Consider the following 12,860-nt stretch of genomic DNA (forward strand, 5'->3'; position numbering starts at 1 on the left):
TCGCCGGTCAGTTACCGGAAGCGACGAGGTGGCCGTTGCCGACATCCTGCAAGGCCAGTTTCAGCGGTGCCTCGCCGATCCTGCGGGTGGCGCTCGGGATCTCCTGGTCGAGGCGGGCGAAGCGGCTTCTGCGCTGCGTCGGATCGGGCACCGGCACGGCCTCGATCAGCCGCATGGTGTAGGGGTGGCGCGGATTGGAAAAGACTTGGTCGCGCGTACCCATCTCGACGATCTGGCCGAGATACATGACGGCGACGCGGTCGGAAATGTTCTCGACCACCGCCATGTCATGCGAGATGAAGAGATAGGCGACGCCGAATTCGTGCTGCAATTCCTTCAACAGGTCGAGCACGCGCGCCTGCACCGAGACGTCGAGCGCCGAGACGCTTTCGTCGGCGATGATCAGCTTCGGCCGCAAGGCGAGGGCACGGGCGATGCAGACGCGCTGGCGCTGGCCGCCGGAGAATTCGTGCGGATAAAGCTCCATCTGATCTGCCGACAGGCCGACGCGCTCGAACAGCGCGGCCACGCGCTCCCTGCGCTCTTCCTTCGAGGCAATGCCGTGGATGACCAGCGGCTCGGCGACGAGGTCGCCGACGCGCATGCGCGGGTCGAGCGAAGCGAACGGGTCCTGGAAGATCATCTGCACGTCGCGGCGCACGGCCTTGCGTTCGTCGCGACCAAGACCAGAGAGATTGCGCCCGCCAATGACGATGTCGCCGCTATACACCACCAGTCCGGCCAGCGCCTTGGCGGTGGTCGACTTGCCGCAGCCGGACTCGCCGACCAGCGCCAGCGTCTCGTTGGGCGCGATCGAGAAGCTGACGCCCTCGACGGCGTGGACTCTGGCGTTGACCCGGCCGAAGACCCCGCCGCGCAGATCGAAGCGGACATGCAGGTCTTTGACCTCGGCGACGTTGGCCGGCGTCGAGGCTTCGGTCGCATCCCTGGATTTCTGGCGGCCGACACCGCTGCCAATGCGTGGCACGGCAGCGAGCAGTTCGCGCGTATAGACGGCCTGCGGCCGGGCGAAGATGTCGGCTGTGTTCCCTTCCTCGACCATGCGGCCATGCCGCATGATGATGACGCGGTCGGCCATTTCGGCGACCACGCCCATGTCGTGAGTGATGAGGATGACGCTGGTGCCATGCTGGCGCTGCAGGTCGCGCAAGAGCTCCAGCACCTCGCCCTGCACGGTGACGTCGAGCGCCGTCGTCGGCTCGTCGGCGATCAGCACGTCGGGTTCAAGCGCCAGCGCCATGGCGATCATCACGCGCTGGCGCATGCCACCGGACAGTTCGTGCGGAAACTGCTTTAGCCGGCTTTCGGCTTCCGAAATTCGCACCGCTTTCAAGGCCTCGATGGCGCGTTGGCGGGCCTCACCATGAGACAGGGAGGTATGCGCCTCGATGGACTCGGTCAGCTGCCGGCCAATCGACAGCACAGGATTGAGCGAGGTCATCGGCTCCTGAAAGATCATGGCGATGCGGTCGCCGCGAATGCGGCGCATCTGGCGCTCGTCGAGTGTTGCCAGATCGGTGTCGCCGAGGCGGATCTTGCCTGACGATATGCGGGCGGCAGGCTGCGGCAAAAGCTGCATGATCGCCAGCGCGGTCATCGATTTGCCGGAACCGGATTCGCCGGCAATGCAGAGCGTTTCACCGCGCGCCAGCGTCAGCGAGAGGTTGGAGACGACCTCGCGCTCGCCGTCCTCGCCACGCACGCTGACGGAGAGGTCGGCGATGTCGAGGACGGGTCCCGCCGCCACCGGGGCAGCCGCCCCGGTCCGCTTTCTGGCCACGCCTGCGTTCATTCAAACACGCAGCGCGGGAAGTAGAACGACACCACCCAGTTCGGCATGTCGACGATTTCCGATATACGAAGATCGCCGCACACCGAGGCCAGCATGTAGGCCTCGACCGGATCGATCTGGTAGCGGCCAGCGAGCAGGTCGACCATCTGCGCTACCGCTTCCTTGGCCCCGGTCATCAAATCGGGCCCGATGCCGGTCGTCACCTCATAGCCCTTGGCGTCGAGGTGACGCGTCACCGGGCCGGAGGTGGTGAAGCGCGGCGTCTTCAGCCTAGCGTCCTTGACCAGGTCGAGCTTGAGCACGACATCCATCGGACTTTCGATCGCCGTGCCGCAGACCTCGCCGTCGCCTTGCGCGGCGTGCGTATCGCCGATCGAGAACAGCGCACCCGCCACTTCCACCGGAAGGTAAAGCGTGGTGCCGGCGGCGAGGTCGCGGATGTCGAGATTGCCGCCGACGCGCCGGGGCGGCACGACCGAATGGTGACCCATCTCAGCCGGGGCGTTGCCGATGGTGCCGGCGAAAGGTTTCAGCGGCACACGCGCGTTTTTGCCGAACAGCGCCGGCTCGAGCGAAGCGGCGTCGTACTTCCAGATGTTGAGCGCCGGCTGCTTGAAGTCGTCGGCAAGCAGGCCGAAGCCCGGAATGTTCGCCGTCCAGCCGAAGCCGGACGGTTTGAACATTTCGATCGTCACCTTCAGCGCGTCACCGGGCTCGGCGCCCTCGACGAAGATCGGCCCGGTCACCGGGTTGACCTTGGCGAAATCAAGCTTGGCGACGTCGGCGACCGTGCTGTCGGCCTGAAGCTGGCCGCCCCCAGCATCAAGGCACTGGAACTCGATGGTCGAGCCGGGCGCCACCCGCTCGGCCGGGACAAAGGAATTGTCCCAGCCGAAATGATGATGGCGCCCATGGATGGTGTAGTCGCAGTTATTGCACATCTTTTACGTACACATTTTCATAGTTGATCGGAACGTGGACCGGGTCGACATAGAGATTGTCGGCGCCGCCCATGCGCGCGGATTTCATGGTGAAGCGCTGCTCGTTGAAGACCGGCGCCCAGGGCGCGTCCGCCATGATCTTGGCGTAGATGTCGCTCCACATCTTGTCGCGCTCGGCGGACTTCGCCGGATCAACGATCGAGTCGGCTTCGGCGGCCTTGGCATCGAGATCCTTGTTACAATACCACGACCAGTTCCAGCCGCCCGGCACCGCGCCGGCGCAGCCGAGGATCGGACCGTAGAAGTTCGAGGGATCGGGGAAATCCGCGATCCAGCCCATGCCGCCGGACCAGATCATCGGTGCGCCGGCCTTGTCGCCGCCGGCGGCGATGACGTTGGCCTGTGCCAGCGCCTGGATGCTGGCCTTGATGCCGATCGCCGCCAGATCCTGCTGGATCGCCTGGGCAATGCGCGGGTTGGGATCGGTGTTCATGGCGAACAATTGCGTGTCGAAGCCATCGGGATGGCCGGCCTCGGCAAGCAGCGCCTTCGCCTTGGCGACGTCATAGGGATAGCCCTTGTATTCCTTGTCGTAGGCCGGCATCGACGGCGGCAGCGGCTGGTTGGCCGGCACGGCACGGCCGTTGATGATCTGGATGATGCGCGCCTTGTTGATCGCCATGTTGACGGCCTGGCGCACCTTCACATTGTCGAAGGGCGCCATGGTGGTGTTCATGGTGATGTAGCCGGTGTGCAGCTGGCCGCCTTCTACAACGCGCGCCTTTTGTTCAGGGTCGGACATCACCTCCTGGAATTTTGCCGGCGGAATGCCGTCGAGGGGCAGGTCGATCTCGCCCTTCTGCAGGCGCAGCAGGGCCACGATCGGCTCCTGGCCGACCTCGAAGGTGATCTTGTCGAGATGCGGCAGGCCCTTGTGCCAATAGTCCGGATTGCGCACGAAGACGATGCGCTGGCCGAGCGTCCATTCGGCGAGCTTGAAGGCGCCGGTGCCGACCGGATGCTTGCCGAAATCCGCGCCATACTTCTCCACCTCTTCCTTCGGCACGACATGCGAGAAATTGATGGCCATGACATGCAGGAAGGTGGCGTCTGGCCGGCTTAGTTCGAACTTGACGGTGTAGGGGTCGACGACGGTGACACCCGCGAGGCTGTCCGCCTTGCCGGCCGCGACATCGTCATAGCCCTTGATCGAGCCGAAGAAGCCGGCACCCGGGCTCTGCGTCTTCGGGTTGGTGACGCGGTCGAGCGAATATTTCACGTCGTCGGCGGTCATCTCACGGCCATTGTGGAACTTGACGCCGTGCCGCAGCTTGAAGGTGAAGGTCTTGCCGTCGGGCGAAATCTCGTAGCTTTCGGCAAGGTCGGGCTTCAGCTTGGTCGTGCCCGGTTCGTAATCCATCAACCCGTCGAAGAGGCTCTTGATCATCGACCAGTTCTGCCAGTCATAGCCGATGGCAGGGTCGAGCGTGGTGACGTCGTCCTTGTAGGTGGCGATGATCTCTCCGCCCTGCTTGGCGTTGGGATCGATGGTGTCTTCGGCGCGAGCACTCGTCATGCCGAGCATCAGCGCCAGCGCCGATGCCGCGACTGTGGAGGCGAGGAATTTTTTCATGTCGTGTTCCCTTTCTCTGTTTGTTTTCTTGGTTTCATCTGAGCTTGATGCTCATCTGAGTTTGATGCGTGGATCGATGAAGGGCGCGATGATGTCGGCGAGCAGGTTGCCGAGCACGATGGCGAAGGCCGAGACCAGCGTGACGCCCATGATGATCGGAATGTCGACACGCTGGATGGCTTGCCAGGCGAGCTGGCCGATGCCGGGCCAGCCGAAGACGCTTTCGACAACGACGATGCCGCCCATGAAGATGCCGATGTCGATGCCGATCATGGCGATGACCGGCAGGATGGCGTTGGGCAGTGCATGGCGGAAGATGATGGCGCTGCGTGCCAGGCCCTTGGCGCGGGCCGTGCGGACATAGTCCTGGCGCAGCACGTCGATCATCGAAGACCGCATCATGCGCGCGTACCAGCCGGCGCCGAGGATGCCCATGGTCAGCGAGGGCAGCACGAGATGACGCCAGGTGCCGTAACCGCCGATCGGGAACCAGCTCAGCCGTACGGCAAAGACGTGGAGCAGCAGCAGACCGACGACGAATTGCGGCGCCGAGACGCCTACGAAGGAGGCGACCATCAGCGTCTGGTCGGTGGCGGTGCCGCGCTTGACGGCGGCGACCAGGCCCATCGAGAGCCCGATCAGCAGTTCGCTCAGGATGGCGCCGACCATCAGGAGCAGGCTCGCCGGCAGCCGCGAGACGATCAGCTCTGTCACCTCGGAGCGCTGGATATAGGAGCGGCCGAGATCGCCGCTGATGAGCTTGGTCAGGTAGCGCCAGTACTGGACGACAAAGGGCTGGTCGAGACCGAGCTGCTGGCGGATGTTCTCGACCGTCTGCGGCGTGGCGCTGCGACCGGCGATCTGGCGTACCGGATCGGCCGGCAGGAGATAGAGCAGTGCGAAGGTGATCAGCGAGACGCCCAGCAGGATGAGCAGCGACTGGATGAGGCGGCGGCCGAGATAGGCGATCATGCCCGGCCTCTTTGCGTCGGATCGAGGATGTCGCGCAGCGCGTCGCCGATCAGGTTGAAGGCCAACGCCAGCGCCAGGATCGCGGCGCCGGGGAAGAACACCAGCCAGGGTGCCGCCTGGAAATAGGTCTGGTTCTCGAAGATGATGTTGCCCCACGAGGCCGTTGGCGGCTGCACGCCGATGCCAAGGAAGGAGAGCGTCGCCTCGAGCAGCACCGTGGTCGAGATGCCGAGCGTGCCCCAGACGATGATGGTCGGCAGGAGATGCGGCAGGATGTGGCGAAACAGGATGCGTGGTGCACCGGCGCCGATTGTGCGCTCGGCGTCGATGAACTCACGCTCGGCCAGCGAGGACGTTTCCGTGTAGATGACGCGCGCGGTCTGCACCCAGTTGACCAAAGCAATGACCATGGCGACGATCCACAGGCTCGGCTGGAACACCGCCGCCAGGCAAATGGCGAGCAGCAGCGCGGGGAAGGCCATCATCAAATCGGTGAAGCGCATCAGCGCGCTGCCGATCCAACCGCGGAAATAGCCGGCGGTGACGCCGCCCAAAGTGCCGATGAACAGCGCCACCCCATTGGCAACGATGCCGATGATCAGCGAGGTGCGGGCGCCATAGAGGATGCGGGTCAACAGGTCGCGGCCGAGCAGGTCGGTGCCGAGCCAGAACTTGGCATCCGGCGGCAGAGGCGAGCCCTCGATGGTCAGGCCGTCGAACATCTGCTCGTTGGGGTCATAGCCGGTCAGCCAGGGCGCCAGCACAGCGCCGGCGACGACGATGGCGACGATTACCAGGCCGAGCAGTGCCAGCCGACGCATGACCAGCCGACGCCAGACGCCGGGGCGCGGCTTGGCCGGCATACTCGCCGTGGCCGTGAGATCAGGCGCGATGGGACTGGTCATCGCCGCCTTCTTCCCCCGTTGCTTCTTCATCAGTCATCGCCACGATCCGGCGCGCGGCATCCTCGACGCTGATCTGCCAGCTCATGGCCAGCGAGCGCAGCTGCGCATAGGCGCGCTCGTCGTCGGTGCCTTTAGACAGTGCCGTTACCGCACGCACGATGGTCTGGCGCTCGGCGACGCGCTGGCGCAGCGAGGCAATTTCGCCGGCTAAATGTTTTCTTGACTCGAAACTTTGCCTGGCGATCAGCAGCGCGCTGTAGACGCCGGCAGTGCCGACCGGCTTCAGGAGTTGCGCATCGGCCTTGTGCGACAGCGCCCATTCGATACGGCCCGGCGCCTCGGAGCCGATCAGCGCCACCAGCGGCATCGGCGCTTCGCCCGGCTTCCACGGAAATTGCTCGTCGAAACCGAGATCGGCGTCGAAAAAGACGAAATCGGCCGCCAACGCCTCTGGCGGCAGTTCCGGCCAGCAGTCCAGAGCGATCAGGCCGATGGCCGACAATTGCCTGGTGATCGCCTGCACCGTCGGGTGCGGGCGATGCAGGATGAAGGCCCTGGCGCCGCCGAGATTGGGGATGCGCGGCGTTCTGCTCACGACACCACCCGCAGGCGCGGACGGCCGAATGTTTTTGCCGGATCGTAACGCGACAGATAGGGGTCCGGCGCGACCTCGTCCTCGCGGCTGACGACTTCGAAGAAGCCGTCCGCGATCCGCCCGATGATCACCGGCAGCGTCGCGTGCTGGGAGTGGGCGTCGATGGCGATCGGCCCGAGCCGAGTGGAGAAGCGTGTCTCAGCAAACGCCTTTGAGAATTCCGCCGGGCCGGCATCGGGATCGCGCGAAAGCACGTTGGCCATCACCTGTACGGAGGCATAGGCGGAGGCTTCGAAGGACGAGGCGAAGGCGGCCGGCCGCGGAGCGAAATACGGTCCGACCGACAAATGCCCCTTGCCCGTTTCACCGATCGCCGGCAGTTCGCCTTCGGTGAGGTTGCAGGAGATGACCGGGCAGTTTTCCGGGCTGAAGGCGGAATCTTCACGGCCCAAATCGCGATAGGCGGCCAGAAAGGCGTAGGATGAGGTGCCTATCAGATTGTTGAGGATGAAGTTCGGCCGCGTCGCCCGGATTTCCGCGATCAGCCGCGACACATCGGTCTCGCCGATGCGCAGGTAGCGCTCGCCGAGCACCTTGCCGCCGGCGTCCGCAATCAGGTCACGCGCGACGCGGTTCATCTCCCAGCCCCAGATGTAGTTCGAGCCGAGCAGGAAGCCGTTGGCGCCGAAGCGCGGCACGACATGGGCCATCAGCGGCACCAGATGCTGGTTGGGGCAAGCGTGCATGTAGACGACATGCTCATTGGCCTCGAAGCCTTCATAGGGGCAAGCGTACCAGAGCATGCCGCCGGCCTTCTCCAGCACGGGAATGGTCTCCTTGCGGCTCCAGGAGGTGACGCAGCCGACGACATGGCGCGCGCTGCTGGTCTTGAAGATGTCCTCGCAAAGGGTCGCGTAGCGGTCGGCATTGCTTTGCGGATCGCGCTCGACCGGCACCAGTTCGATGCCCGAGCTCCGGTCGGCATTGATGTCGGCGATGGCGCGCATGGCGCCCATGCGGCACGCATCGGAAACGAGCTGATAGCTCCCCGAGCGGGAATAGAGGATGCCGATCTCGATACGCCGTTTCAAACAGAACCCCAGAAATGACAATGCCCCGCAGCCAGCGCCGCAAGGGCGAGGCATACGAGGCATTCTTGCCGCCCGGCGATCAGGGCCGGTATTTTCCGATCGCTAACCTATTCGCTACGGACGGTCAGTCAAGCCCTCGGCGATATCCACGTGCAACGCGGCCGATCATCGCGGCTTCGTCGGCGTGAGCTACCGGGCCGACGGCCTCTGACTGCGTTGGCGGGCATAGGCCACACAGGCGTCCACCGTGCTGACACAAAGCGCGTCGCGACTGTTCGGCAAATTGTTGTCACCGGCGTAGGCAACTTCGGCGACACGACCGTCGACCATGCGAATTTGCGTGTCGCAATAACCGCCGGGAGCGACATTGACGGAACCGCCGACCGCCGGGATCGCGCCAACCGCCAGGGTTGGGACGACGATGCTGAGATTGCCGCGCTGCACGACGCGCTTGTACGTCCATATCTGGGCGGATCGACCAGCGTCCGCAGTGGCCGTCGGGAACCCCGCGCACATTCGAACGTCAGCTTCGCTGAGGCCGACCATCTCTTTGCGGGCCGCCGCCGCCGTGGGGTCGACCTTGGTGATGCGGGACGTGTCGTCGGGAACGACGCAGGAAGACTGGACGACGACGAGGACAGGGAGGGCAAGCTTTCGAATACAGAAGAATGTCATACCGATCGTCGGATTTGCGTGGCGCCCGCCGCTCCTTCTACCTAGGCAAACAGGCGAGCGGATCAACCCGTGCAGCTTCACGAAAAAGTGGCCGAGCAAAGTTTAAGCGTCGGACCCACCGCCCTTCCGCTTGCCATCGGTGGTACGAGGCAAGAACACGGCGCACGGACTTGGCTTTTTCGCCACTGCAAGGCCGGCATCCATCTATGTGCACTATTCCTGCAACTGCTTGCGCCGCCAGGCGGCTGGCGCTTCGCCGACGCGTTCGCGGAAGAACCTTGAGAAATAGGCGGGGTCGTCGAAGCCGATCTCGTAGGCGATGTCCTCGACCGTGCGCACGGTGAACAGCAAAAGCCGCTTGGCTTCCAGCAGCCGGCGCTCGCTGACGACGCGCTTGACGCCGCTGCCCAGCACCGCCCGCGCGGCCTTGTCGAGGAGATGCGGTGTGGTGGCCAGCGTCTCGACGTAGCGGTCGACCGGCCAGTTGTCGCGGAAATGCGCATCGACAAGCCGTCGCAGGCCCATGGCCAACGACGCATCGGAAGATTGGGCGGCGGCGACAGTCGCCGGCGCGAGACGTGCGATGTGGGAGAGTGCGACGGCGATCAGCGACGGCAGGACCTTGTCGTTGCCGGCCTGCGCCTCGGCGTATTCAACGGCGATCATCTCCAGCACCACCGCCAACCGCTTCCACGCGGCCCGGTCCGGAAGGCCGTCGGTGAATACCGGCCGGTCCAAGGGCAGCAGGCTGTGGCCAGCGATCGCGGCCAGCGCATCGTCGGCGACCGAGACGACGATGGCGTCGGTGCCAGGGCCGATCGAGAAGCCATGGACGACATTGCTCGGCACGAAGCTGACGGCGGGCGCTGAAAAGTCCCAGGATCTGTGCTCGATGCGGTAGGTGCCGGAGCCGCTGGTCCAGTAGGTGATCTGGCCCATCTGCGGATGCTTGTGCGCCGCGACCTGGCCGAGATGGATGTTGCTGCGCGCGAGCACAGTCTCGACATGCAGGAAGCCGACATCGAGCGGCCGCACCGGCTCGCCATAGACGAAGAAGTCGGGGATGGAATTCTGGCTCATGGCGCCGGAAAAAGTCCAATCGGTTTTGCCGTTCCGTCCATAACCGATCTACGGCCCAGGCGCTAGGATCGGCGTTATCAGTGGAGGAACATCATGCGGTCAGAAGATTTTCGTGCCGAAAAAGCGCGCCCGTTCACCGGGGCCGAGTATCTGGAGAGCCTGCGCGACGGTCGCGAGGTCTATATCAACGGCGAACGCATCGCCGACGTCACCACGCACCCGGCGATGCGCAATTCGGCGCGGTCGCTGGCACGCCTCTACGACGCGCTGCATGACCCCACACGGCGGGATACGCTGACCTCGGCCACCGACACCGGATCGGGCGGCTACACCCACAAATATTTCCGCGTCGCCAAATCCTCCGGCGAACTCGCGGCGCAGCAGACGGCGATCGCCGAGTGGTCGCGCATGTCCTATGGCTGGATGGGGCGCACGCCCGACTACAAGGCAGCGCTGATGAACACGCTCGGCGCCAATGCCGACTGGTATGGGCCGTTCAAGGACAATGCGCTTGCCTGGCACAAACGTGCCCAGGAAGCCGTGCTGTTCATGAACCACGCCATCGTCAACCCGCCGATCGACCGCCACAAGCCGGCCGAACAGGTGAAGGATGTCTTCGTCCACATCACCAGGGAGACGGATGCCGGCATCTATGTCTCCGGCGCCAAGGTGGTGGCGACGTCCTCGGCGCTGACCCACTACAATTTCCTGGCGCAGGGCTCGGCGACGGTCACCGAGGATCCGTCGCTGTCGGTGATGTTCATCGTGCCGATGAACGCGCCGGGGATAAAGATGTTCTGCCGCGTCTCCTACGAGCAGACCGCCAACACCGTGGCGGCACCGTTCGACTATCCCTTATCGTCACGCTTCGACGAGAACGACGCGATCCTGGTGCTCGACAATGTCTTCATCCCCTGGGAGGACGTGCTGGTGCTGCGCGACGCGCAGAAGATCCTGTCGTTCCATCCGGCATCCGGTTTCATGCATGGCTATTGTTTCCAGGGTTGCACGCGCTTCGCCGTCAAGCTCGACTTCCTCGCCGGCCTGCTGGCCAAGGCGCTGCGCGCCACCGGCGGCGATGCCTTCCGCGGCAACCAGGCCGCACTGGGCGAGGTCATCGCGCTCAGGCACATGTTCTGGAGCTTTTCCAACGCCATGGCCTACAATCCGATCCCGTGGGCGAATGGCGCGGTGCTGCCCAATCTCGACGCGGCACTCGCCTACCGCACCTTCATGTCGGAAGCCTATCCGCGCGTCATCGACACGGTGCGCCGGGTCATTGCGTCCGGCCTGATCTACCTGCCGTCGTCGGTGCGCGACTTCAACAATCCCGAGATCGACAAGTACCTGGCGCAATATGTGCGCGGCTCCAACGACATGGGCCATATCGAGCGCATCAAGATCATGAAGCTGTTGTGGGACGCGACCGGCACCGAGTTCGGCGGCCGCCACGCGCTTTACGAGCTCAACTATGCCGGCGCGCCGGAAGAGGTGCGGCTGCAGGTGCTGAAGGGCGCCGAGCGCGGCGGCCGATTGAAGGCAATGGAGGAACTGGTCGACACCTGCATGGCCGACTATGACGAGAATGGCTGGACGGGCGATACCTGGCTCAATCCACTTGCTTCACCGGCGGAGTGAACGCCGATGGCCACGCAGATTTCGAAGACCGATTTCCGCGACGCCATGGCAAGGGTCTGCGCGCCGGTCAACATCGTCACGACGGATGGCCCGGCCGGGCGCGGCGGCTTCACCGCCACCGCCATGTGCAGCGTTTCCGACGAACCGCCGACGCTCTTGGTGTGCATGAACGGGCGTTCGACGCAGGCCGCCATGTTCCTCACCAACCGCCGCTTCTGCGTCAACGTACTGACGCATGATCATATGCACCTGGCGGGAAAGTTTGCCGGCGCGACACGCGACATGGAGGCGCGTTATTCGGCGGCGCGCTGGCAGACGCTGACCTCAGGCACGCCGGCGCTGTCGGACGCGATCGTCAATTTCGATTGCGAGATCGAGGACGTGCACATCGTCGGCACGCACAATGTCATGATCGGCCGCGTCATCGATGTCAGGCACGGCAGCGGTGGCTCGGCGCTGCTCTATGTCGACCGGAATTATACGCAGCCGACGCGGCTGGGGAGTTTTGGCGGGTGAGGCTCAGCTCTCGCCGTCGATCAGCGTCTCCAGCAGATCGAGCAACTGCTCCAGCCGCTCATGGCCGAACCGACGCTCGATGTCGTCGTAGATGACGCGGCGCTCGGGTGACAGGGCGTCGATCAAGGCGGAGCCGGCCGGTGCGATGGTCAGGATGACGCGGCGGCCATCGCCTTCCGCCTTGTTGCGGGTGATGAATTTGCGACCCTCGAGCGCCTTGATGATGCGGGTCAGGCTGGGCGGCAGCACCGAAGCGCGATCGGCAAGCTCCGTCGCCTCGACCGAGCCGGCTTCGCTCAGCACGCGCAGCACGCGCCATTGCTGTTCGGTCACGTCATGCGCTGCAAGCATCGGGCGAAACCGCGCCATCACCGCTTCGCGGGCGTGAAGCAGCGCCATTGGCAGGGAACGACGAGTGTTTTCAGGCAGCAAGAAGCAGCGTCCCCAATCATGCGGTTGTCAGTCGGATTTGACCCGATATGGGACAACGCCAAAACCCGACCTTTCCATCCCGTATCGTCGCCTCAAGCCTGATGCAAGACTTGACTTCGGCGATACCCCATGTAATTAACGCGTTAACTACAACAAAGCAATGATCTAGGGAACGAACGCGGTGCCTCACTTCTCCATCGAGTATTCGGCCAATCTCGATGCCAAGGTCGACATGGGCGAATTGTGCGCGCTGGTGTTGCGCACCGTGCTGGACACGGGGCTGTTCGAGACCGGTGCGGTGCGGGTGCGGGCCTTCCGCGCCGAAGCCTACGCCATTGCCGACAATCTGCCGGAAAACGCCTTTCTCGACATGTCGTTTCGCATCGGGACTGGCCGCAGCGCCGAGGACAAGAAGCGGACCGGCGAGGCCATCTTCGCGGCGGTGAGCGAATACCTGGCCACGCTGTTCGAGACCCCGCATTTCGCTCTGTCGCTGGAGATCAGGGAAATCGATCCGGTGCTGAGCTGGAAGAAGAACGCAATCCACCCGCGGCTGCGCGGCAAGTGAC

General features: G+C 64.3%; 13 protein-coding genes. 3 read left to right on the plus strand and 10 right to left on the minus strand.

Features of this window, described 5'->3' with window-relative positions:
• Positions 1 to 7: 7 nt before the first annotated feature.
• From AC1D05_RS16855 to AC1D05_RS16895, 9 genes are all read right to left on the minus strand, one after another.
• Positions 8 to 1,813 carry an ABC transporter ATP-binding protein gene (locus AC1D05_RS16855; protein ID WP_477442211.1) on the minus strand — a complete coding sequence of 602 codons (1,806 nt, stop codon included), beginning with the start codon at positions 1,811 to 1,813 and terminating at the stop codon, positions 8 to 10.
• Positions 1,810 to 2,754, minus strand: coding sequence for an acetamidase/formamidase family protein (locus AC1D05_RS16860; protein ID WP_477442213.1), 945 nt, complete (start codon positions 2,752 to 2,754; stop codon positions 1,810 to 1,812). Before AC1D05_RS16860 ends, AC1D05_RS16855 begins: the two co-directional genes overlap by 4 nt.
• Positions 2,744 to 4,387 (minus strand): ABC transporter substrate-binding protein, encoded by a 1,644-nt coding sequence (locus AC1D05_RS16865; protein ID WP_477442214.1) that lies wholly within the window; start codon positions 4,385 to 4,387, stop codon positions 2,744 to 2,746. The genes AC1D05_RS16860 and AC1D05_RS16865 overlap by 11 nt, the downstream gene beginning before the upstream one ends.
• Positions 4,388 to 4,438: 51 nt before the next feature.
• The gene (locus tag AC1D05_RS16870; protein WP_477442216.1) at positions 4,439 to 5,359 is read right to left on the minus strand and encodes an ABC transporter permease; all 921 of its coding nucleotides are present in this window, start codon (positions 5,357 to 5,359) and stop codon (positions 4,439 to 4,441) included.
• Positions 5,356 to 6,264: an ABC transporter permease gene (locus tag AC1D05_RS16875; protein WP_477442218.1), complete on the minus strand. Its 909-nt coding sequence runs from the start codon at positions 6,262 to 6,264 to the stop codon at positions 5,356 to 5,358. Before AC1D05_RS16875 ends, AC1D05_RS16870 begins: the two co-directional genes overlap by 4 nt.
• Positions 6,242 to 6,859: an ANTAR domain-containing response regulator gene (locus AC1D05_RS16880; protein ID WP_477442219.1), complete on the minus strand. Its 618-nt coding sequence runs from the start codon at positions 6,857 to 6,859 to the stop codon at positions 6,242 to 6,244. Before AC1D05_RS16880 ends, AC1D05_RS16875 begins: the two co-directional genes overlap by 23 nt.
• On the minus strand, positions 6,856 to 7,950 hold the full coding sequence (locus tag AC1D05_RS16885; protein ID WP_477442221.1) for a transporter substrate-binding protein: 1,095 nt from the start codon (positions 7,948 to 7,950) through the stop codon (positions 6,856 to 6,858). Before AC1D05_RS16885 ends, AC1D05_RS16880 begins: the two co-directional genes overlap by 4 nt.
• A 189-nt stretch (positions 7,951 to 8,139) precedes the next feature.
• The gene (locus AC1D05_RS16890; RefSeq protein ID WP_477442223.1) at positions 8,140 to 8,706 is read right to left on the minus strand and encodes a hypothetical protein; all 567 of its coding nucleotides are present in this window, start codon (positions 8,704 to 8,706) and stop codon (positions 8,140 to 8,142) included.
• A gap of 132 nt (positions 8,707 to 8,838) precedes the next feature.
• A complete protein-coding gene (locus AC1D05_RS16895) occupies positions 8,839 to 9,705 on the minus strand; it encodes a helix-turn-helix domain-containing protein (protein WP_477442225.1) in 867 nt (288 codons plus the stop codon).
• A 93-nt stretch (positions 9,706 to 9,798) separates the two neighbouring features.
• Here AC1D05_RS16895 and AC1D05_RS16900 point away from each other — a divergent pair, with 93 nt between their 5' ends.
• Together AC1D05_RS16900 and AC1D05_RS16905 are read left to right on the plus strand one after the other, a co-directional pair.
• The gene (locus tag AC1D05_RS16900; protein WP_477442226.1) at positions 9,799 to 11,343 is read left to right on the plus strand and encodes a 4-hydroxyphenylacetate 3-hydroxylase N-terminal domain-containing protein; all 1,545 of its coding nucleotides are present in this window, start codon (positions 9,799 to 9,801) and stop codon (positions 11,341 to 11,343) included.
• A 6-nt stretch (positions 11,344 to 11,349) separates the two neighbouring features.
• The gene (locus tag AC1D05_RS16905) at positions 11,350 to 11,859 is read left to right on the plus strand and encodes a flavin reductase (RefSeq protein WP_477442228.1); all 510 of its coding nucleotides are present in this window, start codon (positions 11,350 to 11,352) and stop codon (positions 11,857 to 11,859) included.
• 3 nt (positions 11,860 to 11,862) lie between these two features.
• Here AC1D05_RS16905 and hpaR read toward each other — a convergent pair whose 3' ends face one another.
• Positions 11,863 to 12,258 carry a homoprotocatechuate degradation operon regulator HpaR gene (hpaR, locus tag AC1D05_RS16910; protein ID WP_477442230.1) on the minus strand — a complete coding sequence of 132 codons (396 nt, stop codon included), beginning with the start codon at positions 12,256 to 12,258 and terminating at the stop codon, positions 11,863 to 11,865.
• Between the two features lie 214 nt (positions 12,259 to 12,472).
• Between hpaR and AC1D05_RS16915 the strand changes: the two genes are divergently transcribed.
• On the plus strand, positions 12,473 to 12,859 hold the full coding sequence (locus AC1D05_RS16915) for a 5-carboxymethyl-2-hydroxymuconate isomerase (protein ID WP_477442231.1): 387 nt from the start codon (positions 12,473 to 12,475) through the stop codon (positions 12,857 to 12,859).
• The last annotated feature ends 1 nt before the right edge of the window (position 12,860 follow it).

It is taken from the genome of Mesorhizobium sp. P2_E9, assembly GCF_056403815.1.

Coding starts and splice junctions, on each gene's coding strand:
- AC1D05_RS16855 (WP_477442211.1), bottom strand. CDS start 1,813: ATGAACGCAGGCGTGGCCAGAAAGCGGACCGGGGCGGCTGCCCCGGTG.
- AC1D05_RS16860 (WP_477442213.1), bottom strand. CDS start 2,754: ATGTGCAATAACTGCGACTACACCATCCATGGGCGCCATCATCATTTC.
- AC1D05_RS16865 (WP_477442214.1), bottom strand. CDS start 4,387: ATGAAAAAATTCCTCGCCTCCACAGTCGCGGCATCGGCGCTGGCGCTG.
- AC1D05_RS16870 (WP_477442216.1), bottom strand. CDS start 5,359: ATGATCGCCTATCTCGGCCGCCGCCTCATCCAGTCGCTGCTCATCCTG.
- AC1D05_RS16875 (WP_477442218.1), bottom strand. CDS start 6,264: ATGACCAGTCCCATCGCGCCTGATCTCACGGCCACGGCGAGTATGCCG.
- AC1D05_RS16895 (WP_477442225.1), bottom strand. CDS start 9,705: ATGAGCCAGAATTCCATCCCCGACTTCTTCGTCTATGGCGAGCCGGTG.
- AC1D05_RS16900 (WP_477442226.1), top strand. CDS start 9,799: ATGCGGTCAGAAGATTTTCGTGCCGAAAAAGCGCGCCCGTTCACCGGG.
- AC1D05_RS16905 (WP_477442228.1), top strand. CDS start 11,350: ATGGCCACGCAGATTTCGAAGACCGATTTCCGCGACGCCATGGCAAGG.
- hpaR (WP_477442230.1), bottom strand. CDS start 12,258: ATGGCGCTGCTTCACGCCCGCGAAGCGGTGATGGCGCGGTTTCGCCCG.